21 protein-coding genes and 1 pseudogene are annotated in these 18,857 nt (G+C 64.5%); 12 read left to right on the top strand and 10 right to left on the bottom strand.

The genetic code is table 11. From position 1 onward, the window contains the following. Positions 1-2: 2 nt before the first annotated feature. The 3 genes from KY497_RS11625 to KY497_RS11635 are packed head-to-tail and all read left to right on the top strand — an operon-like array spanning position 3 to position 2,452. Positions 3-1,151: an acyl-CoA dehydrogenase family protein gene (locus KY497_RS11625; protein ID WP_219869093.1), complete on the top strand. Its 1,149-nt coding sequence runs from the start codon at positions 3-5 to the stop codon at positions 1,149-1,151. A 9-nt stretch (positions 1,152-1,160) separates the two neighbouring features. Beyond that, complete coding sequence (locus KY497_RS11630; protein WP_218682960.1) at positions 1,161-1,649, top strand: MaoC family dehydratase; 489 nt, start codon at positions 1,161-1,163, stop codon at positions 1,647-1,649. Next, positions 1,646-2,452 (top strand): CoA ester lyase, encoded by an 807-nt coding sequence (locus KY497_RS11635; RefSeq protein WP_219869094.1) that lies wholly within the window; start codon positions 1,646-1,648, stop codon positions 2,450-2,452. The genes KY497_RS11630 and KY497_RS11635 overlap by 4 nt, the downstream gene beginning before the upstream one ends. Here KY497_RS11635 and KY497_RS11640 read toward each other — a convergent pair whose 3' ends face one another. After that, positions 2,453-3,040, bottom strand: a complete 588-nt coding sequence (locus tag KY497_RS11640) for a histidine phosphatase family protein (protein ID WP_055868302.1) — start codon at positions 3,038-3,040, stop codon at positions 2,453-2,455. It lies immediately after the preceding gene. Next, positions 3,037-3,876, bottom strand: a complete 840-nt coding sequence (locus tag KY497_RS11645; protein ID WP_219869095.1) for a Sir2 family NAD-dependent protein deacetylase — start codon at positions 3,874-3,876, stop codon at positions 3,037-3,039. The genes KY497_RS11640 and KY497_RS11645 overlap by 4 nt, the downstream gene beginning before the upstream one ends. Positions 3,877-3,990: 114 nt before the next feature. On the opposite strand from KY497_RS11645, the gene KY497_RS11650 reads away from it, so the two are divergent. The 4 genes from KY497_RS11650 (at position 3,991) to KY497_RS11665 (ending at position 9,113) form a co-directional block, all read left to right on the top strand. Beyond that, positions 3,991-4,878: an RNA methyltransferase gene (locus tag KY497_RS11650; protein WP_219869096.1), complete on the top strand. Its 888-nt coding sequence runs from the start codon at positions 3,991-3,993 to the stop codon at positions 4,876-4,878. A gap of 197 nt (positions 4,879-5,075) precedes the next feature. After that, the gene (locus KY497_RS11655; protein ID WP_219869097.1) at positions 5,076-6,416 is read left to right on the top strand and encodes an SIR2 family protein; all 1,341 of its coding nucleotides are present in this window, start codon (positions 5,076-5,078) and stop codon (positions 6,414-6,416) included. Further along, positions 6,413-6,979, top strand: a complete 567-nt coding sequence (locus KY497_RS11660) for a hypothetical protein (protein ID WP_219869098.1) — start codon at positions 6,413-6,415, stop codon at positions 6,977-6,979. The genes KY497_RS11655 and KY497_RS11660 overlap by 4 nt, the downstream gene beginning before the upstream one ends. Continuing rightward, positions 6,966-9,113: an AAA family ATPase gene (locus KY497_RS11665; RefSeq protein WP_219869099.1), complete on the top strand. Its 2,148-nt coding sequence runs from the start codon at positions 6,966-6,968 to the stop codon at positions 9,111-9,113. The genes KY497_RS11660 and KY497_RS11665 overlap by 14 nt, the downstream gene beginning before the upstream one ends. A 195-nt stretch (positions 9,114-9,308) precedes the next feature. On the opposite strand, the gene KY497_RS11670 is transcribed toward KY497_RS11665, so the two are convergent. The 5 genes from KY497_RS11670 to KY497_RS11690 are packed head-to-tail and all read right to left on the bottom strand — an operon-like array spanning position 9,309 to position 12,200. Next, on the bottom strand, positions 9,309-10,385 hold the full coding sequence (locus KY497_RS11670; protein ID WP_219869100.1) for an endonuclease/exonuclease/phosphatase family protein: 1,077 nt from the start codon (positions 10,383-10,385) through the stop codon (positions 9,309-9,311). After that, the gene (locus KY497_RS11675) at positions 10,373-10,771 is read right to left on the bottom strand and encodes a hypothetical protein (protein ID WP_219869101.1); all 399 of its coding nucleotides are present in this window, start codon (positions 10,769-10,771) and stop codon (positions 10,373-10,375) included. Before KY497_RS11675 ends, KY497_RS11670 begins: the two co-directional genes overlap by 13 nt. Positions 10,772-10,820: 49 nt before the next feature. After that, positions 10,821-11,201 (bottom strand): hypothetical protein, encoded by a 381-nt coding sequence (locus KY497_RS11680; protein WP_219869102.1) that lies wholly within the window; start codon positions 11,199-11,201, stop codon positions 10,821-10,823. Beyond that, positions 11,198-11,407 (bottom strand): hypothetical protein, encoded by a 210-nt coding sequence (locus KY497_RS11685; protein ID WP_219869103.1) that lies wholly within the window; start codon positions 11,405-11,407, stop codon positions 11,198-11,200. Before KY497_RS11685 ends, KY497_RS11680 begins: the two co-directional genes overlap by 4 nt. Before the next feature lie 4 nt (positions 11,408-11,411). Beyond that, on the bottom strand, positions 11,412-12,200 hold the full coding sequence (locus KY497_RS11690) for a TIGR02391 family protein (RefSeq protein WP_219869104.1): 789 nt from the start codon (positions 12,198-12,200) through the stop codon (positions 11,412-11,414). Positions 12,201-12,514: 314 nt separating this feature from the next. On the opposite strand from KY497_RS11690, the gene KY497_RS11695 reads away from it, so the two are divergent. From KY497_RS11695 to KY497_RS11705, 3 genes are all read left to right on the top strand, one after another. Continuing rightward, positions 12,515-13,078 carry a helix-turn-helix domain-containing protein gene (locus KY497_RS11695; protein ID WP_219869105.1) on the top strand — a complete coding sequence of 188 codons (564 nt, stop codon included), beginning with the start codon at positions 12,515-12,517 and terminating at the stop codon, positions 13,076-13,078. Next, positions 13,078-13,803, top strand: a complete 726-nt coding sequence (locus tag KY497_RS11700; protein ID WP_219869106.1) for a Fic family protein — start codon at positions 13,078-13,080, stop codon at positions 13,801-13,803. Before KY497_RS11695 ends, KY497_RS11700 begins: the two co-directional genes overlap by 1 nt. Positions 13,804-14,084: 281 nt before the next feature. Further along, on the top strand, positions 14,085-14,297 hold the full coding sequence (locus tag KY497_RS11705) for an SOS response-associated peptidase (RefSeq protein WP_219869107.1): 213 nt from the start codon (positions 14,085-14,087) through the stop codon (positions 14,295-14,297). A gap of 24 nt (positions 14,298-14,321) precedes the next feature. Here the strand turns inward: KY497_RS11705 and KY497_RS11710 are convergent, their stop codons facing one another. Both KY497_RS11710 and KY497_RS11715 read right to left on the bottom strand, forming a co-directional pair. After that, a complete protein-coding gene (locus KY497_RS11710; RefSeq protein WP_219869108.1) occupies positions 14,322-14,798 on the bottom strand; it encodes a hypothetical protein in 477 nt (158 codons plus the stop codon). Continuing rightward, entirely contained in the window at positions 14,798-15,235 is a 438-nt protein-coding gene (locus KY497_RS11715) for a hypothetical protein (RefSeq protein ID WP_219869109.1), read from the bottom strand. The genes KY497_RS11710 and KY497_RS11715 overlap by 1 nt, the downstream gene beginning before the upstream one ends. A 426-nt stretch (positions 15,236-15,661) precedes the next feature. Between KY497_RS11715 and KY497_RS11720 the strand changes: the two are divergent. Next, a pseudogene (locus tag KY497_RS11720) lies at positions 15,662-16,078 on the top strand (TrmH family RNA methyltransferase); the annotation flags it as partial. Positions 16,079-16,083: 5 nt separating this feature from the next. Here the strand turns inward: KY497_RS11720 and KY497_RS11725 are convergent. Beyond that, positions 16,084-16,911, bottom strand: a complete 828-nt coding sequence (locus KY497_RS11725; RefSeq protein ID WP_055868293.1) for an SGNH/GDSL hydrolase family protein — start codon at positions 16,909-16,911, stop codon at positions 16,084-16,086. Positions 16,912-17,058: 147 nt separating this feature from the next. Between KY497_RS11725 and KY497_RS11730 the strand changes: the two genes are divergently transcribed. Beyond that, a complete protein-coding gene (locus KY497_RS11730; protein ID WP_219869110.1) occupies positions 17,059-18,801 on the top strand; it encodes a DEAD/DEAH box helicase in 1,743 nt (580 codons plus the stop codon). Positions 18,802-18,857 lie beyond the last annotated feature (56 nt).

Below are 18,857 nucleotides of genomic sequence, written 5' to 3' on the forward strand. Positions count from 1 at the left end.
ACATGGAAGACCTGTCCGCAGAGGAGCGCGAGCTCGCCGCCATGGTGCGGGAGTTCGCCGACACGGTCGTTGCACCGCAGGCCTACGAGGCCGACCGCACGCACACCCTGTCGATGGACGTCGTGGCGCAGATGGGCGATCTCGGCCTGTTCGGTCTGCCGTTCCCGGAGGAGTACGGAGGACAGGGCGGTGACTACATGGCTCTCGGCATCGCGATCGAGGCGCTGGGCCGTGTGGACCAGTCCATCGCGATCACGCTCGAAGCGGGGGTGAGCCTCGGCGCGATGCCGATCTATCGCTTCGGTACCGAGGAGCAGCGCCGGGAGCTGCTCCCTGATCTGCTCGCGGGGCGGGCGCTGGCCGGTTTCGGGCTCACCGAACCGGAGGCGGGAAGCGATGCGGGGGCGACCAGGACCACGGCGCGCCTCGACGGCGACGAATGGGTGATCGACGGCTCCAAGCAGTTCATCACCAACTCGGGAACACCGATCACGCGCTTCGTCACGGTCACCGCGGTGACGGGGAACGAGAACGGGCGCAAGGAGATCTCGACGATCATCGTCCCCAACGGCACGCCGGGGTTCACCGTCGAGGCACCGTACGACAAGGTCGGCTGGAACGCCTCGGACACCCATCCGCTGACGTTCGACGGCGCTCGCGTGCCTGCCGGCAACCTCCTGGGCGAGCGGGGGAGCGGCTTCCGCAGCTTCCTCAGCATCCTCGACGAAGGACGCATCGCGATCGCTGCTCTCTCCACGGGCGCGGCGGAGGGCTGCCTGGAGGCGGCGGTCGAGTATGCGAAGAGCCGCACGATCTTCGGCGCCGCGCTGAGCACCCGCCAGAACGCCCAGTTCGCCCTGGCCCGCATGCGTGCACGGGTGCACACCGCCCGTCTCGCCTGGCACCACGCTGCGCGACTCCGCGATGCGGGGAGGCCGTTCGCCGAAGCCGCGGCCATCGCGAAGCTGGTCGGCGGGGAGGCCGCGATGGACAACGCCAGGGACGCGACGCAGATCTTCGGCGGGAACGGCTTCATGAACGAGTTCCCGGTGGGGCGTCACTACCGCGATTCGAAGATCCTCGAGATCGGCGAGGGCACCACCGAAGTGCAACTGCTCGTCATCGCTCGTGGACTCGGACTCGCCGGGTAGCGTGGCGGTATGACCACGCACGACATCCTCCAGAGGGGTCTGTACTACGAGGAGTTCGAGGTCGACGCCCGCTACCTGCATCGGCCGGGGCGCACGGCGACCGAGGCCGACAACGTGCTCTTCACCACGCTCACCATGAACACGCAGGCCCTGCACCTGGATGCGGCCTTCGCCGATGCCCAGGACCCGTTCCGCGCGCGCCTGATGAACTCGATGTGGACGCTGTCGACCATGGTGGGTTCCTCCGTGGCGCAGCTGACCCAGGGGACTCTGGTGGCGCAGCTCGGATTCGGCGACGTGGCGTTCCCTCATCCGCTGTTCGCCGGCGACACGCTCTACACCGAGAGCGTGGTCACACAGAAGCGCCTCTCCTCGTCGCGCCCAGGGCAGGGCATCGTGACCATCGCGCACACCGGGCGGAACCAGGACGGCACCGTCGTCGCCACCGCCGTACGATCGGTGCTCGTGCACTGCCTTCCGGAAGGGACCACCTCATGACGTTCGATCTGGGTCCGGCGCTGCTGTTCTGCCCTGCCGACCGTCCTGAGCGCTTCCAGAAGGCATCCGAGCGGGCTGATGCGATCATCCTCGATCTCGAGGATGCGGTGCTTCCGGATGCGAAGGATGCCGCGCGGCGCAATGTGATCGCGGCCGACCTCGACCCGAACCGTGTGATCGTCCGCGTGAACGCACCAGACAGCGGTGCCTTCGCAGCCGACCTCGCGGCTCTGGCGCAGTCCGACTTCCGTACGGTGATGGTGGCGAAGACGGAGGACGTGGAGAGCCTGGCGGCTTTCGATGAGCGATACTCGCTGATCGCCCTCTGTGAGACGGCGCGCGGTATCCACGCGGCCGACCGCATCGCCGCACACCCGCGGGTCTCGGCCATGATGTGGGGCGCCGAGGATCTCGTGGCCTCACTCGGAGGGACCTCGTCACGGCACGCGGACGGCGGCTATCGCGACATCGCCCGCTACGCCCGCGCTCGCGTTCTCCTCGAATCCGGGGCGCACGGCAAGGCCGCGATCGACGCGGTCCACATCGACCTCGAGGATGCAGACGGGCTCCGACACGAGGCTATCGACGCCGCCGCGTCCGGCTTCTCGGCGACGGCCTGCATCCATCCGAACCAGGTGGCGGCGATCCGGGCGGCCTATCGTCCCGACGAGCCGACCATCACCTGGGCCCATGCGGTGCTCGCCGCCGCCGAGACCGAGCGCGGAGTCTTCCGATTCCAGGGACGCATGATCGACGAGCCGGTGCTCCGCCATGCACGCGCGGTCACCTCCCGCGCCCTCTGATCAGAGGACGGGCGACTCTTCGAGCAGACGCAGATAGCCCGGCGCCGCGACGAAGCGGTGCACGGAGCCGTTCTGGAGGACCTCGCCGTCGCGGGGGAGCGTGCCACCGGAGACGTGGTCGATCACGGCGCGGATCACACCACCGTGCGCGACGACGATCACCGACTCCGCGCGGGGTGTCGATCGCCGTCGGGCCTCACGCGCGATCGCGTGCAAGGCCGCGATGGCCCGTTCTCCGACCTCGTGCAGGGATTCCGCGCCCGGGACCTCGGCGTGCCAGTCGCCGTAGGTTCTGATGTAGTCGGGCACGAGCATGCCTTCGCCGTCGCCGAACTCCCGCTCGCGGATGTCGGGGACGATTCCGGCGATCTCCAACCCCAGGCGATCGGCGATGATCTCGGCGGTCTCCTTCGCCCGCAGCAGCGGGCTGGTGTACACCGCGTGATGCGTCGTCGCGGCGAGCTTCTCCGCCGCCCACCGGGCATCCTCACGCCCGGTCTCATTCAGGGGGATGTCTGTGGAGCCCTGGATGCGCTTGGCGAGGTTCCAGTCGGTCTGACCGTGGCGGACGAGAGTGAGGTGGGTCACGAGAGGAGTTCCTGGAGGGCGGGGAGCACGTCGCTGGTGCCGGCGGCGATGGTGACATGCGCCCAGGCATCCGCGCGCGTCGGCTCACGGTTGACGATGATCAGGGGGATGTTGCGACGGCGGGCACGCTCGACCAGGCGCACACCGGAGTTCACGACCAGCGAGGATCCGGCCACGATCAAGGCGGTGCTGGAGCGCAGCAGCGACTCCGCCGCACGGAAGCGGTCCTGTGGCACGTACTCGCCGAAGAACACCACATCCGGCTTGAGCATGCCGGCGCAGACGGTGCACACGGGGACGATGAACCCCTCCGTGCTCTCGGGGAGGACGTCGCCGTCCGGGGCGAGCGCGATGTTCTCGGGCACGGTGATCCAGGGATTGAGCTCCTCGATCTGCACGGCGATGTCGCGGCGGTCGAAGACCTGTCCGCATTGCAGGCACAGCACGCGGCGCATCGTCCCGTGCACCTCGATGACGTGCGTGCTCCCGGCTCGCAGATGCAGTCCGTCGACGTTCTGGGTGATGACGCCGGACACGGTGCCCGCTGCTTCGAGCTGCGCGAGGGCGGTGTGCCCGGCGTTCGGCTCCGCCCTGGCGAAGTCGCGCCAGCCGAGGTGCCCGCCCACCCAGTACCGGCGCCGCGCAGCCTCGTCGCCCAGATAGGTCTGGATCGTCATCGGATCGCTGCGGGTCCGTGCTCCTTCGCCGCGATAGGCGGGGATGCCGGAGTCGGTGGAGATGCCGGCGCCGGTGAGGAGTGCGATGCGCTTCTCACGCAGCAGCTCGGCGGCGTGGGCGATGGTGGCCGACAGCTCGGCGGGATTCGACACGCTCACAGGACCTCCTCGAGCGAGTCTACGGTGCCCGGGCGTGCGGCGGACCCGGCCGACGGGGTGGCTCTCGGAGATGTCGGTGCGGGACGACCCCCGGGCGGTGGCAGAGTGGAGCCCGTGGAACTGCTGCCTGTGACCGACGCCTGTGACCGACGCCTCGATGACTACCGTGCACTCACGGATACCGCCCTGCGCACTCTTTCCGAGCCGTCCGGCGGGCTGTACATCGCGGAGTCGACGAAGGTGATCGCGCGCGCCGTCGCCGCGGGCCACCGTCCACGCTCCCTCCTGGTGCAGGAACGCCGGATCGACGACATCCGGGAGATCGTCGGCGATCTCGATGTGCCCGTGTACGTCGTGCCGGACGAGATCGCCGAGGCGGTGACCGGCTTCGCCGTGCACCGCGGGACGATCGCGTCTATGCATCGACCCGAGTTGCCGGCCGTGCACGACGTGATCGAGGGGGCGTCCCTCGTGCTGATCCTGGAGAACATCGGCGATCACACCAACGTGTGTGGTCCAAAAATGCGCGTTCCTGAACCCCCTCAGAGGACTCGTTCACGCATCGCCATCCTAGAGGGATTGGCGGACCACGCCAATGTCGGGAGTGCGATGAGAAACGCTGCCGCGCTCGGCATCGACGCTGTTCTGGTGACGCCCACTTGCGCGGATCCGCTGTACCGGCGCTCCGTGCGCGTCTCCATGGGCACGGTTTTCCAGGTGCCGTGGACACGGATTCCGGAGTGGCCAGCGGGCATCGACGAGCTCAAGGACGCTGGGTACATTGTTGCCGGCATGACGCTGGGGGAGGGGGCAATCACCCTCGACGAACTGGTTGCTGAGGATCATGAGAAGCTCGCGCTGGTGTTCGGCACCGAAGGCGACGGCATCACACCAGCAACTGACCGCCGACTCGATCGCCGCGTGACCATTCCCATGATGGGTGGGGTGGACTCGCTGAACGTCGCGGCAGCGACCGCGGTGACGTTCTACGCGACGAAATAACCCAGACTTCGGTTGATCCCAAACTGGGGGTACCGACCCACACCATAGTTTTTCGCCAGAGAAGATCTTCTCCCATTGGACCGCTGACCAAGACTGCGCGTCTCGTACCTCACATGTGGCCAACGACGGTGGCCATGGCTGTCGAGCAGCCAGGCGAAATTGAATCTTGGTGAGATTGAATCCACTACGGTTACGTCATGGCCTACAGTCCTTCTCCCGTTGCTGGCGTTGTGCCCCTCTACGCGGTTGAGCTAGCGGCACGTGTCATGACGGCCGGTCGCGTGGTGGTTTACGCCGGTGCAGGAATCAGCATTTCGCCGCCAACCAGCCTGCCCAGCGGAGCCAACCTGTCTCGGGCGATTCATTCGCAATTCGACGGCAGCTTCAACTTCTCCGATGGCCTCGACTCTGGCGACCTCGTCGCGATGGCGGACGAAGTGGCTGCAACGGCGGACGGAGTGGCAGCACTGCGCCAAGTCGCAGTCCTCGCCGCGGACTTTAAGACAGCACGGCCAGGGTACACGCACCGAGTTCTCGCCTACTTGATGCTCGAGGGCGTTATTGACGTGCTCACAACAAACTGGGATACCTGTATCGAGCGCGGTGCGGGCGAGGAGCAACTCGGAGCTGTCGTAACCGACGGGGACTTGAGAATGGTCACCCCGCCGTCTGTACTGAAGATTCACGGATGCGCGACCCGGCCGGACTCGTTGCTCGTGACGAGCGCACACTTGAGTGCTCCTCCTCAGTGGGTCGCTGAGCAAACTCACGCTCGGTTGGGAAGCGCCGTAGTCGTGTTCCTAGGAATCGGTGATGTTGCTGGTTACGTTAAACAAAGAATCCAAGAGGCAGTGCGCCAGGTCGGCGCGATCGACAACATTCGGGTCGTTTCTCCGAGCATCAACACGGGTTGGGAAGAGTCGCAGTGGAGTACAGTCGCTCCTGCGCTTTCCGAAGATCGCAGAATCGGCAAGACATCAGATGAATTCGTTGACAGCTTTGCCGCTGCGTATGTGCAGGCCTGCTTTAAGCACCATGGTCTGCCCCTGATGTCCGGAGGCGCGCTACGCGACGCGTACATTAAGGCCAAAGACGCACTATGTGCTTCCGATCCACTGAACGTGCTCAGCTGGGCGCGAAAGGCGGACATCAAGCACAAGGCCGGAAAATCGGTTCTGCGGAGCACCGAAATGGCCAGCGTGCTGGTAGCACTCGGGATACTCGTTGATGATGAGGCATGCCTGGACCATCGCTCTTCCCTTATTCGAACCGTTGACGGCCCAATCGAAGTTCTTATTTCGTCTGAGACGGTCTTGACCCGCCAGCTTGTTGATGAAGCGGAGGAACGTCTCGCTGAACACCTGGCAGCGGGTGCGGAACCACCACGTTTTCTGATCTCAAGGGGAATCGGACCGGTGCTAAGGTCGACGTTACTGCCGCAGGATATTTTGGCTGAGACAAAGGCCACAGATATTCTTGACGGACCCCGCTCAGGACTGCCGGAGATTCTCCTCGCAGATGAGGTGATTGCGTCGTGACCGAGCGCTCGAACAACTTACGCTCGGACGAGGAACTGCTTGCTCTGGCACAAATCGTTCTGGTCGACAACGGGTTCGTCGTGGAATCAATTGACGAGCGGCTCCACATGCTACTCGCCGAGAACCACTACTTCGTGATCGCAATTATTGCCCCTAGTACGATACGGGCTCTGATGCAAGCTGAGGCGATTGCGTTCCAGATTCTGGAACAAAGGATTTCTCGCTCGGAAATCGGGCCTAAGAAGTGGGATGCGTACCTGGTACTGCTGACACAGGAACGTTCCAACGAGGACGATGAAACGACGCGCGGCCTTTACGCTATCAACCATGACATGTCACATCTGCGACGTATGGCGCATACCGATGTCGAACCAACCGCGGCGGCGGTGACGCGTGCCCTTTCGACATTCCTCGAGCCGGTTCATCTTGAGGATAAACCCGACAGAGTGGACGCTTTGGAGACCTTAGCCGACTCTCTTTCCTCACGGGGTGTCGAAGATGACTTGGTGCAACGGGCAGTCAGGGTGTTTAGCCAAGGAGGAGCCCTAGATGACATCCTTTAAACCAACGATTAGCAGGCTCCGCATAGAGGCCTTTCGTGGCTTTCGTGATGTGCGCGAATTTGATCTCTCTGCTTCGGCGGTGGTCGTTACTGGTCCGAACGGCACGGGCAAGACCAGCTTCTTCGACGCACTTCAGTGGGTACTGCTCGGGAAGATCGAGCGTCTTGAGTCGCTTCGTGCGCGTAAAAATGTCGAGCACATCGTCAGTCAGTACAGATCTGGCAGGAAAGCCGTGGTCGAAATTGACCTTGAGCTGACGGCCGGCACTGTCTCGATTCGTCGATCTGGTGATCAGAGCGGAAGCACACTCGAGCTGTTTCGCGCTGGGCTGCCGCCGGTCTATGGGGACCAAGCTGAGCGTGAGTTGCACCGACTACTACTGTCGTCGAACGGATTGACTCTCGAAGATGCGCTGACGACGTCCGGCCTGATGCAACAAGATGTACTTCGGAGTGTTCTAGAAGCGAGGCCAGCGGAGCGATTCAAGCAACTGAGCACGATCCTTGGCCTGGGCCGACTCGAAGCATTCGAAGAGGCAACCAAAGCAGCTTCTGCTGAATCGGTCGAACGAGAGAAACGCGCGCGAGAGGAACTCGCAAAAGCGTCGGAGAAGGTGCAGTGGGCCAGCACCCAAATAGAGATCGCGCGTGCACGGCTCGTGTCTCGCCCACAGATCGATGCTGTGAGGGCAGAAGTGTTCGAGCGCCTCGCACGTACACCTCGTGATGTTGTCCTAGGTAAGGAACACTTCAGTCTTGATCAGCCTGAGCAGGTGCGTGAAGTCGCAGCGTTCTACGCTCGACGAGCAGACGAGGTTGAAGTGCTTGGAGGTATGGCTGATCGGCTGAGGGACTATGCCAACATCGATATTCCTGCAGAGGGAGCTCTTGAACTACTTGCTGAGTCGGTCGAACAGGCCACGGTAAACCTACATGCCGCCGAGGAGACTCGCGCCAGGGCACAATCGCAACTGAACAGTGCGCGGAAGACTGCGGCTGACGTCGCCAAGCTCGCCGCATCGGCGATTCCAATGCTCAGCGATAAGTGCCCTGTCTGCAGTCAGACAATCGATGCATCGCATGTAGAGCAGGACCTGCTCGCCAAGGCAGAGGCCTCGGGTACATTGCTTGAGCTGGAGATGGTCTTCACAGAGTCTCACAATGTCTGGGTTGAGGCTGGGGAAAAAAGGAAAGCGACCGAGGCCGCACTTTCAGACGGCCAGCGCCGCGAAAGAGTTGCTCGTGAAGCTGCAGACTTGCGCTCGTCTATGTCGACCGCGGCTCTTGAGCTTTATGCACCGGATACGCCGGTCTACTTAGATTTGGCGCACCTGGGCGATGACTCTACAGCGATCGCAGAATCTGCTCGGGACGCCGTGGTTTATCTGCGATCTGCACGTCAGGCGCTCCACGAGTTCCTAGAGGTGTTCGATCGTCAGGCGGAGCAGAGTTCGCTTGAGCGAGCGCAAGCTGAGTTTGCTGGGTTGCAAGGGGAATATGCACACCTCGAAGTTCAGTTCGAAACGGCTTCTGAAAGAGCGAGGAAGCTCAAGGGCCTCGCAAAGGCTACGGTTGAGGCTCGAGTCGAAGTCACTGATCGTCGCCTACGCTCGCTCCAGCCGCTGGTTGCCGACATCTACCATCGCCTTGATCCTCATCCCGCATTTAAGACTGTCGACTTTGAGCTTGATACTTACTATCGTCGGGGTACGACCAGCCCACGTGTTGTCGACTCGGTCGCTGATGTGTCCGCCGACCCACTACTCGTGCTATCTACATCTCAGGCCAACATCGTTGCGCTCTCGTACTTCCTCGCGATGAGTCTGTCGATGAGATCTGAAGGGTTGCCGTTCCTGCTGCTCGACGACCCGGTGCAGTCAATGGATGATGTAAATGTCCTTGGATTCGCCGATCTCTGCAGGCATCTCAGAGAGGATCGGCAGCTTATTGTTTCAACTCACGAACGACGGCTGTCGGGATTACTTGAGCGAAAGCTCGCACCGAGACAGCCAGGGGAGACGACGCGGATCATTCGCTTCACCGGCTGGGATCGAAGCGGGCCATCGGTTGACGAAAAGGTAGTTCACGGGAGCGAGTTCATTTCTCCAGTCGTCGTGCTACCGAAGGCGGGTTAGTTACCGCGCACTGCATGGTGTGCGCGAACTGGCTCGCGGCTCCTGGTAGACACCGGGCCTAGCCGCTCCACCGGTGCTCTGTGCGCGGAGCCGTGGGCACGTGTTCAGGTACCGTGGACGCGGCTTCGTTGAAGTCACCGTGATGGCTCTCCTTTGCGAACCTGAGTTCTTCCCTGCAGCCACGCGTTCACTGCGTTATCGTGCCTGGAACACCGCGACGATCGGCCGATGGTCGGTCCCGCCAGATGCCGAAGGCTCCATCACCCGGGCATCGAGTACCGACCATGCTTCGCCGGCCAGCACATGATCGATCGGCGACGCTAGCCATGCCGGCACTGTCGAAGGCCAGGTGCCAGTAGCGGCTGCATTGGCCTCAGCCGCGGCATCCTGGCAGTTCCCGAGATCCAGATGGTCGACCGTGGCATTGAAATCGCCAGCGACGATCACATCAGATCCGAGCGTGCCGCACTGCTCGGCGATCCACTGCAGACCCGTTGTCCACTCGCCCATGCTCTCAGGCAGAGGTGGCATCGGATGCGCGGCGACGATCGCAGGTCCGTCTCCATCGGCCGGACGCCAGACGCCGCTGGGAAGGCCCGGCGTCGATCCTGCTGCCTCGTCGAGTTCGTAGCTGCCGAGCTTATCTGCGGCGAGCAGCGACGTGGGGATCCACGACTCCCCGGTCGAGCCGGCTACGGTGCGGGTTGTCGCTGGCGTCAGATGAATGCCTTCGAGAGCGACCAGGTGCGCGACCTCGGCGGCAGCATCTTCGTCCATCTCCGGCAGGCTCACGACGTCGGCGTGCACCTCGAGGACGAGCGTGGCGACATCTGCAGGCGACGTGGCTCCGCCTTGGGTGTTCCACACCAGGACCGTCAGATCGCCGTTCGGCAGTCCTGCTGTAGCCGTCGCTGAGCTTCCGCGGGCCGCAAGCACGCCGGCATTCCCGAGAACCGCAACAAGAGTGGCGATCGCGATCCCTGCGGCGATATGTGCGAGCAGCCGGGCTCGCCGCCGGAAGAGCAGGAACACTGCGGCAGCGACTATGGCAGCGAACAGAAGAGCGAGCGCCAGCGGGACGCGGAACGCGATGAGCTGCGCGATGCCGGGAAGGCGCTGTGCGCCGAATACCTGCGGCCAGACCAGCAGGACCGTAACAGGGGTGCAGGCCAGCAACGTGATGATCAGGCTGAGACGACCGGGACGGGTGCTCCGAGCGACCGAGGCTGGCTCGTGTTCCGGGGCTTCGGCGACGCGGGTCACAGGCTCCATGTCGGCTGGCTGCCTCCCGGCGATAGCAGCACCGCCCAGCCGGCGAAGACCAGCGCGATCGCGATGATGGGCATCACCACGACAAGTGCACGAGCGGCAGTGCTCCGCTTACGCCAGGTCCAGATGCCCCGCACCACCAGCCAGAGCAGTAGTCCTGCTGCGATGGCGAAGAAGAACAGTCCGGCGGTCACCCCCATCGGGCTCTCCGAGCCCTCCCAGTGGTAGGTCGTGCCGAGCTCCCACGGCCGCCACACGAGGCCGGCCAGGCCGATCCAGAACGTGCCGATCAGCCCCGCGACGACTGCGCCGAGCCCGAGGAGGAGCGGAGCGATCTGGCCCTCGCCCTGGCTGCGCGCCACGGCTGTTTTCTCCTGCGTCGCGGTCATGGTCCAGCCCCTCGCAAGCGGCACTTCTCCTGAAGTCGTCGATTCGATCCTAGGGATCGGTGCCGCGAAGTCCTGGTGAACCGCTGGGGCTCCGGGTGTTACCTGTCGAGCCGTCGAAGCGCTGTTCATGCTCCAATGCATCGCGTGCGGCCGTCTTGATCTGCGTTGACAGGTCGTCGACGAAATGCTGGCTCAGCGCCATCGCCGTGGCTCCGTCGTGCTGCTGCCGGCATTCGGCCAGCCGGGCTTCATCGATCGGGATCCGCTTCAGGAACCCGCGAGGATTGCTGACTTCGATGTACGCGCTGGTCTCGCCTGGTCCCTCGGCTCCAAGCCGCATCTCGACCGCGGCATCCCAAGGGATGTTGGCCGCCTGCATCGCCGCGTTGCCAAAGTTGGACGCGCTGTCGTTGAAAAGGCTGCTGATCATCGCTGCTCCTCGAATGGATCGACGATGCTCTGCACATCGTGCTCGGAGCAGACGAACGCGATGCGCGCGCCCTGCCCCTCGATGCTGATGCTGGGATCCGGCTCGCGGTCGCCGCCGCACTCCGAGTGCGTGCGGTAGCCCTGGTCCTTGGGCGGGCGGATCGGCACGACGTCCTGATCGCCGAGCTCGTCGTACTCCATGGTCATGACTCTACGATGCAGGCTCCGGATCGCTGTCATGGGTGACCACGACGCATTGGTCGACGAATCGACACAGCACGCTCAACGTGGCCAGTTGTTCAAGTCCATCTTGCTCCGTGAAAGGATGCGAGACGTGAGTCGCTGGGTTCCGGATGACCATGTTGACCCCAGGCGCGAAACTCAACAATCCAGCTTGCATCGTCTTGACGTCTTGGTCGTCTGAATCGCCTGGCCAACGTAGCCGAGGCTTCCCCGGCTGCGGGTCCGAGACTGCAAACGCCTGCTGCCAAAGTGACGTATCAGCCGCGTTGTTTCGCTGCGTCAGCTGCTTCATTTGACCGCTGACGGCCTCGGCGGCTGCAGCGACTGCCTGGCGCAGGTGGCCATCGTTCCAAAGTCGCTGCGCCGCCGACCAGACCAAAGGGTGCAACTGGGACGGTTCGATCGATGGCGTTGCCAGGGCTTCAGCCTTGGCCTTCAACCCTTCGAGTCGCCCGGCGGCTTGAAGGCAACAGCTTCGAACCACCGCGGCATCAAGCAGAGGCTTCGGTTCGAGCATGCGTTGCCAGTTGACGAAGGGGTCGAGAGAGCCATGCCCCTGCACTCCGAGCCGAACGCTGGTAACGGAGCTCAGGTCCATCAACGCCCCAGCCAGGCGGTTCAACTCGTTGGTGAGTTCGGCGACGCGAGATTGGTCGGCGTCTTCTTTGGGGATGACTGCTGGCGCTACACCTACAGCGAAACCGCCAAGTCCCGTGTTCTCAACGTGATGCGTCATGAGTTCGTCGAAAGCGTTCATGAATTCGGCGAGACGGCTCGCTAGGTAGTCCAGGTACTCGGGGTTGGTTCGGACGTCCAATGGGCTCCCATCAATCACCGGGAGTTGTGCGCTCCTGGGCCGGCGTGCTGCTGCGCCTTCGGACAGGATTCTGCCTTAGATTCGAGCTCCGCCGCCATCACGCCACGGACCGTGCGGGAAAGGACGTCGTGCGAACTCAGTGTCCACCGAGACCAGCCGCAGCGCTCATCGAGCTGATCCTCGCAAGCGCTCTGCATCCCCTGCACGCACATCAAAATGCCCACGTACGCCAACATCGAGAGTAGAATCGAAACATGGAGCCCATAGCCTCGACCGACATCGTCAACCGCCTTGGCACCGTCGTACGCCGGACCCGGAAGGCGCAGAATCTCACCCAGGCCCAGCTCGCCTCCAAGGCCCACGTGAGCCGCAACTTCCTGATCGGCCTCGAGGACGGGCACCAGCGCGCCGAGATCGGCAAGGTCTTCGCAGTCATCACTGCCCTGGGCGTAGATCCCAAGGCCAAGATCTCGATCGACGAGATCATCACTGTGGTCATGAAGACCCCGGCTTCCGCCGCCGAGCAGGTCAAACCGAAGCGCAGCGGCCGCGCCACGGTCGTGGGCAACCCCAAGGGCAAGCGCATCGTGAAGGTCAAGTCCCGCCCGGCCAAGGCCGAGGCCAAGGCACCCGCTGCCGAAAAGGCTGCACCGGCCCCGAGTAAGGAAGACTCACTTGCCCTGATCGAGAAGGGGCAGCAACTCGCTGGCCACTTCCCCTCGAAAGAGGCCCTGGATCGGGCACAGCGCCTGCTCGATGGCTCGATCACCAGGGAAGAGGGCCTGCGTGAGCTCGACGCTAAGTACAAGCGCGCCTGATGCCGGGCGCTGACGACAGATATACCTATCCAGGCAGCGGGGGAGTTCTGCGCAACCAGTTCGGCCTGGCGACCGAGGCAGAGCTCGACGAGGCGATGAACGATTTCGCGACCTTCAACTGGGCGGCGCTCCTGCGCGAACCTCTTCCCGCGAAGTTCGACTTGGCGTACCTCCGGCACATCCACCGCACGCTGCTCGGCCAGGTGGTCGGTGATAGCCAGGTGGGCTTGTGGGCCGGTGAGCTCAGGCTCAACGCGGCACCCATGGCCGCGATCGGCGAAGGCACCGCGGTGCCTTACGGGCGCGAGGAATACATGGCCGCCGGCCTCGAGGACTGCTTTGGCTCCCTCTCGGCCAAGAACCAGCTCGTCGGTCTGCAGGCAGCAGAGTTCTTCGAAGAGCTCGCCGAGTTCTGGGGCTACCTCACGATGATCCATCCCTTCAGGGACGGCAACACGCGATCGCAGACCGCGTTCATCGACCGGCTCGCGCTGAACGCGGGGCACCCCATTGCCTGGGCCGGCATCGATGTCGATCTACTCAGGCACTATCGGCTGGCAGCCATGTCGAACTCCACACCGCTGGCGAACTACCTCTCGGAACATGTCGTGGATCCAGTAGGCGGCTCCGGCGCGGCAGCCGAGGACCACAGCCGGATCGCGCTACAGATGATCCTCGACCTGATCAGCCAGGACGAGCCCGGCGGCGAATCCGGTGAAGGCTGAACGCGCCAGCCCTCGCCGACCAGCGCAGGACTTCTCTTTCTCAGGATCGCGCTCCGCCAGATCCGCCTCCGGTGGTGGCTGCTTCTGCTCGTGAAGCTCCGCGCTTGCGTCCCACGCGAAGTGGCTTCCTTCATACAATCAGTGTCGTCTGGTCGGTTCGATGAACCAACAATTCTCCGGAGAGCCGAGACGCCGGGCCATGGTCGCGCTGTCAGTGCCTGATTCTTCCGCGGCTGCGCGACATCCGCTGTCGTGATTCCGGGGGAGAGGTGCATGACCGGATGCCCGCCTTCCTCACTGCTGACGCCATGGATGCCTGGCTGGAGCCGATCAAGCTCGACAGAGGCGGGCGAGAAGACCTGCTCGTTACCTTGGACGGCTCGTCTGAAGCAGTGGCCTCGACCATTCGCCAGCACATCGTCGACCGGCGGGTGAACAGTGTGCGCGTTGCCGACCCCGGCGACCCGAGCCCGATCGTTCCGGTTGCGGCATAGACAACTGAGCGTCAGGCCGCCTATCTAAGGAAGTTCCAGGACCCGACGAGTGCGCACGGTTTTGCCGGTCCCGGTCTCGATCGTCATGAACATGCCGCCGGCGTCAGCCCGGACCGCCTGCCGGGTGGCACGGATAAGCGCTTTCGCGTCTTGCAGCTCGGTGTACCAGGTCGCTGACTCGCCAGGTTCGAGCCAGTAGGGCAGCCGCGGTGACCACGCGTTGCCCTCCGGGTACTGCGCGCTCATTCCGCCTCGCTGCAGCTGGATACCGAAGCGCATGATCTTGGCAGTCCAACCCTGCTCCTGCATCGAGGACATATCTCTCATCTTGCTGTTGCGGCCGACGGTCGAGACAACAGCGCCGCCGCGGCCCAGGACCCCGTGCTGGAGCGTAGCGCGAAGGCGCGGTCCGTCCAGCGCCCAAGCGGCGACCTGCCAACCCAGAGCGAGCGCTGCCAGGGTGAGGCTCAAGATCGCGATCGCAAGAGCGGCGACCTCCATCAGGCGACCCTGGTCTCTTCGCGAATCTCGCGAAGAACAGCGCTGATCGCAAGTTGCGCCTCGAGTGCTTCCTTCTTGTACTCGGGCATCTCCGGGTCGGCGAACGCGGCACGCAAGCGGTCGTCACTGCCCACTTTCTGCTCCCATAGCTCAGGGATCCGGTCAGGGCTGAGGACTCCAACGAGGGTGAGGGCTTCCGCGCCCATTCGCGCTCGCTCGAGATCATCGGTCGACCCGCCGCGGTTCAGATTCTGCGTCAGCCGTGTCAGCGCTTCAAGCTCGAACATGAGGTGAGAGTGTCGAAGTGCGCTTGCCCTGTCTGCATCGGCAATCCGCCGCGCGTTCCTGCGGTCGAGCCACGAGATGATCAGAGCGATAATCGCGGCGACTACAGCTGCCAGAACGGCGGCAAGCTGGATCAGATCTGAAGTGGTCATGATCGAAGACTAGGTTCAGGCTCCGACATCGCCATACGTACGTACGCGGACAAGCTGTGCCGTGCGGGTCAAAGTACGTAGGCAGCGGGCCTACATCGTCTGGGCTCAACCTGCTGAACCAGTGCAGTACGAACGAACCGTCGTCCGACGATGCTTCGTGCGTGCCGGCGATCTAGTGCAGGATCAGGACGATGATCGTATTCCATGTCTCGGCGCACCAGAAACCACTCTTCGATGACCCGGATCGAGCAGAGTCAATCTCCTCCGTTGTTGTCGACCTCTTTCGTATCGAACGTATTCCATAGCGCTATCCGCTAGGCCTTTGAGCTGCGTTGCGCCTTTCTATCGCATACCTCTTATCGAATTGGTGTCAGAATAAACGGCAGATCAAGGGGTAATTCAAACTTCTAGAGGTACCACCGACACCACATCAACGTCGGGGCCGCCTTCCGCGCCGCCGCCGGACTCGGGGCCGATGCCGTGCTCGTGTCGCCGGGTGGCGCCGACCCGCTCTATCGTCGCAGCGTCCGCGTGAGTATGGGCACCGTGTTCCAGGTGCCGTGGACACGGATCACGGACTGGGAATCCGCCATCGCGGATCTTCACGCCGCAGGTTTCGACATCGCCGCCCTGGCGTTGCGCGATGACGCCGTCACCCTCGACGCCTACGCCGCCGAACGCCCGTCCCGCGTCGCCCTGGTCATGGGGTCGGAGGGCGACGGTCTCTCGCGGGAGGCCATGGACGGCGCGGACACCGTCGTCACCATCCCGATGAGCGGGGGAGTGGACTCGCTGAACGTGGCATCAGCGGCTGCGGTCGCGCTCTGGTCGATGAAGGCCTGACGCGCTCAGTCCCGCTCGGGAAGGAACACCGGCGAGGGGTCGGGGCGCTTCGCCGCGAGGTTGTCGCCCGACGACTGGTGCCGCAGCCGCCGAAGCACCCATGGCACGAGGTGCTCGCGCGCCCAGCCGAGGTCTTCCGACCGGGCCTCGCGCCACGTGCGCAACGGGAACGGCTCGGGCTGCATGGCCTCGAGGTCGTTCGGCACGTTCAGCGCGCGCAGCGCCATACGGGCCACCTCGTGGTGGCCGAGGGCGTTGTAGTGCAGGCGGTCGTCGTCGAAGAACCGCATGTCCTGCACGACCTTGAGCGCCCATTGGTCGGCGACGATGCAGTCGTGGCGCTCGGCGATCGCACGGACGTTCTCGTTGTAGATGGCGACCTTGCCGCGGAAGGCTCGGAAGACGGGAGTGAACCCGGTGTCGATGCCCGTGAAGAGCAGGATGGCCGCGCCCGTGGACGACAGGCGCACGACGGCGTCTTCGAGCTGACTTGCAATGGCATCGGGGTCGGTGCCGGGGCGGATCACGTCGTTGCCACCCGCACAGATCGACACCAGGTCGGGGTGCAGTGCGATCGCCGGCTCGATCTGGTCGGCGACGATCTGGGCGATCAGCTTGCCGCGGACCGCGAGGTTCGCGTAGGCGAAGTCGTCCACCTGCGCCGCGAGCACTTCGGCGACGCGGTCGGCCCACCCGCGGTGGCTGCCCGGATGTGCGGGGTCAGGGTCGCCGATGCCCTCGGTGAACGAATCGCCGATCGCGACGAAACGGCGCCACGGGTGCGCGGTCTCGTTGGGGACATAGGGGGTCCGAGTCGAATCCTGGTCGGTCATCCAGCGCTCCTTCACGAACGTCGTGCGACGCGGCGGTGACCGCGACGCAGTGACAGAGCCTACCCGCACGTGCCCATCCCGGGGAGGGCACGCGCGGGAACTGCCGCGAGTGATCCAGTGTCCGCGGCAGCGATTATCGTGGACTCGATGCTCTCTCCGTCCTTTCCTCAGCGTGCCCCATGGGGAACCGCGAACAAGCTGCGCGCCTGGCAGCAGGAGGCCCTCGAACAGTACTTCGCCGCGGATCAGCGCGACTTCCTCGTGGCGGCCACGCCCGGCGCTGGGAAGACCACCTTCGCGCTCACCCTCGCGGTCGAGCTCATGCGCATGGGCGAGGTCAACCGCATCATCGTCGTGGCGCCGACCGAGCATCTCAAGACGCAGTGGGCCGATGCCGCCGCGCGCGTGCACATCCGCCTCGACCCCCGCTTCCGCAACAGCGACTGGGCACCGGCACGGCACTATCACGGCGCGGTCGTGACCTATGCGCAGGTCGCGGCGAAGTCCTCGGTGCACCGCCATCTCACCGAAGACGCCCAGACGCTGGTGATCCTCGACGAGGTGCACCACGGCGGCGACGCGCTCAGCTGGGGCGACGCGATCCGCGACGCCTACGGACCTGCCAAGAGGCGCCTCCTCCTCTCCGGAACGCCGTTCCGCAGCGACACCGCGCCGATCCCGTTCGTCGAGTACCACCCCGACGAGTCCGGCGCCCGCATCTCGCGCACCGACTACAACTACGGCTACGGCCGGGCGCTGGCCGACGGTGTCGTGCGCCCCGTGCTGTTCCACATGTACGCCGGCAAGATGCGCTGGCGCACCACCACAGGTGACGAGCTCGAGACGCACCTCGGCCAGGACAACACGAAGGACGTGACGTCGCAGGCCTGGCGAACGGCGCTCGACCCCGAGGGCGACTGGATGCCCGCCGTGCTCTCGGCCGCCGATCGCCGCCTCACCGAGATCCGCCATCACGTTCCCGATGCCGGCGGGCTCGTGCTGGCGACCGATCAGACCGTGGCGCGCGCCTACGCGAAGATCCTGCACAGCATCACGGGTCAGCAGCCGACGATCGTGCTCTCCGACGACGCGACCGCTTCGGAGCGGATCGAGAAGTTCAGTGCCAACGACGCCCGGTGGATGGTGGCCGTGCGCATGGTGTCCGAGGGCGTCGACGTCCCGCGCCTCGCCGTGGGCGTGTACGCGACGTCGTCGTCGACTCCGCTGTTCTTCGCGCAGGCCATCGGCCGCTTCGTGCGGGCCCGTCGTCGCGGCGAGGCCGCCAGCGTCTTCCTTCCGCAGGTCCCCGTCCTGATGGGGCTCGCGAACGAGATGGACAAGCAGCGCGACCACGCCCTCGACCGGCAGTCGAAGGAAGACGACGGCCTGGAGGACTCGCTGCTCGAGAGCGCGAACCGCGAGGAGGAGACCTCCGATGCTCTGACGCAGGAGTTCAGCTATCAGGCGCTGTCATCGGTCGCCCACTTCGATCGGATCGTGTTCGAGGGGCAGGAGTTCGGGCAGCTGGCAGAACCGGGCACGCCGGAAGAAGAGGAGTTCATCGGGTTCCCCGGCCTTCTCGAACCGGAACACGTGCATGAGCTCCTCATGCAGCGTCAGTCCCGTCAATCCCGACTGCGCGAGGCGCGCGAGGCCTCTGCAGACCCGGCGGAGACGACGACGCTGCCCGCGCCGCTGCACCGCACGCTCAGGGAGCAGCGGCAGCTTCTGAACAGCCTGGTGGGTCTCTACGCGCGGCAGAAGGGCGAGCCCCACGGCGCGGTGCACGCCGAGCTGCGGCGCATCTGCGGAGGACCGGCGGTTGCGCAGGCGACGGTGACCCAGTTGCAGTCGCGCATCGAAGTTCTCCGCAAGCGCGTGCGTTCCTGACGTCCGCACGGGCCCCCACCCGCGCGATGCGAGCGCTGCTTCGGATCCCCGAAATG

Source organism: Microbacterium sp. PAMC22086 (assembly GCF_019443525.1).
Taxonomy (GTDB): Bacteria; Actinomycetota; Actinomycetes; order Actinomycetales; family Microbacteriaceae; genus Microbacterium; species Microbacterium maritypicum.

Coding starts and splice junctions, on each gene's coding strand:
- KY497_RS11625 (WP_219869093.1), top strand. CDS start 3: ATGGAAGACCTGTCCGCAGAGGAGCGCGAGCTCGCCGCCATGGTGCGG.
- KY497_RS11710 (WP_219869108.1), bottom strand. CDS start 14,798: ATGGAGGTCGCCGCTCTTGCGATCGCGATCTTGAGCCTCACCCTGGCA.
- KY497_RS11685 (WP_219869103.1), bottom strand. CDS start 11,407: ATGACCATGGAGTACGACGAGCTCGGCGATCAGGACGTCGTGCCGATC.
- KY497_RS11705 (WP_219869107.1), top strand. CDS start 14,085: ATGCCCGCCTTCCTCACTGCTGACGCCATGGATGCCTGGCTGGAGCCG.
- KY497_RS11715 (WP_219869109.1), bottom strand. CDS start 15,235: ATGACCACTTCAGATCTGATCCAGCTTGCCGCCGTTCTGGCAGCTGTA.
- KY497_RS11695 (WP_219869105.1), top strand. CDS start 12,515: ATGGAGCCCATAGCCTCGACCGACATCGTCAACCGCCTTGGCACCGTC.
- KY497_RS11635 (WP_219869094.1), top strand. CDS start 1,646: ATGACGTTCGATCTGGGTCCGGCGCTGCTGTTCTGCCCTGCCGACCGT.
- KY497_RS11655 (WP_219869097.1), top strand. CDS start 5,076: ATGGCCTACAGTCCTTCTCCCGTTGCTGGCGTTGTGCCCCTCTACGCG.
- KY497_RS11725 (WP_055868293.1), bottom strand. CDS start 16,911: ATGACCGACCAGGATTCGACTCGGACCCCCTATGTCCCCAACGAGACC.
- KY497_RS11630 (WP_218682960.1), top strand. CDS start 1,161: ATGACCACGCACGACATCCTCCAGAGGGGTCTGTACTACGAGGAGTTC.
- KY497_RS11690 (WP_219869104.1), bottom strand. CDS start 12,200: ATGAACGCTTTCGACGAACTCATGACGCATCACGTTGAGAACACGGGA.
- KY497_RS11700 (WP_219869106.1), top strand. CDS start 13,078: ATGCCGGGCGCTGACGACAGATATACCTATCCAGGCAGCGGGGGAGTT.
- KY497_RS11665 (WP_219869099.1), top strand. CDS start 6,966: ATGACATCCTTTAAACCAACGATTAGCAGGCTCCGCATAGAGGCCTTT.
- KY497_RS11680 (WP_219869102.1), bottom strand. CDS start 11,201: ATGATCAGCAGCCTTTTCAACGACAGCGCGTCCAACTTTGGCAACGCG.
- KY497_RS11730 (WP_219869110.1), top strand. CDS start 17,059: ATGCTCTCTCCGTCCTTTCCTCAGCGTGCCCCATGGGGAACCGCGAAC.
- KY497_RS11675 (WP_219869101.1), bottom strand. CDS start 10,771: ATGACCGCGACGCAGGAGAAAACAGCCGTGGCGCGCAGCCAGGGCGAG.
- KY497_RS11670 (WP_219869100.1), bottom strand. CDS start 10,385: ATGGAGCCTGTGACCCGCGTCGCCGAAGCCCCGGAACACGAGCCAGCC.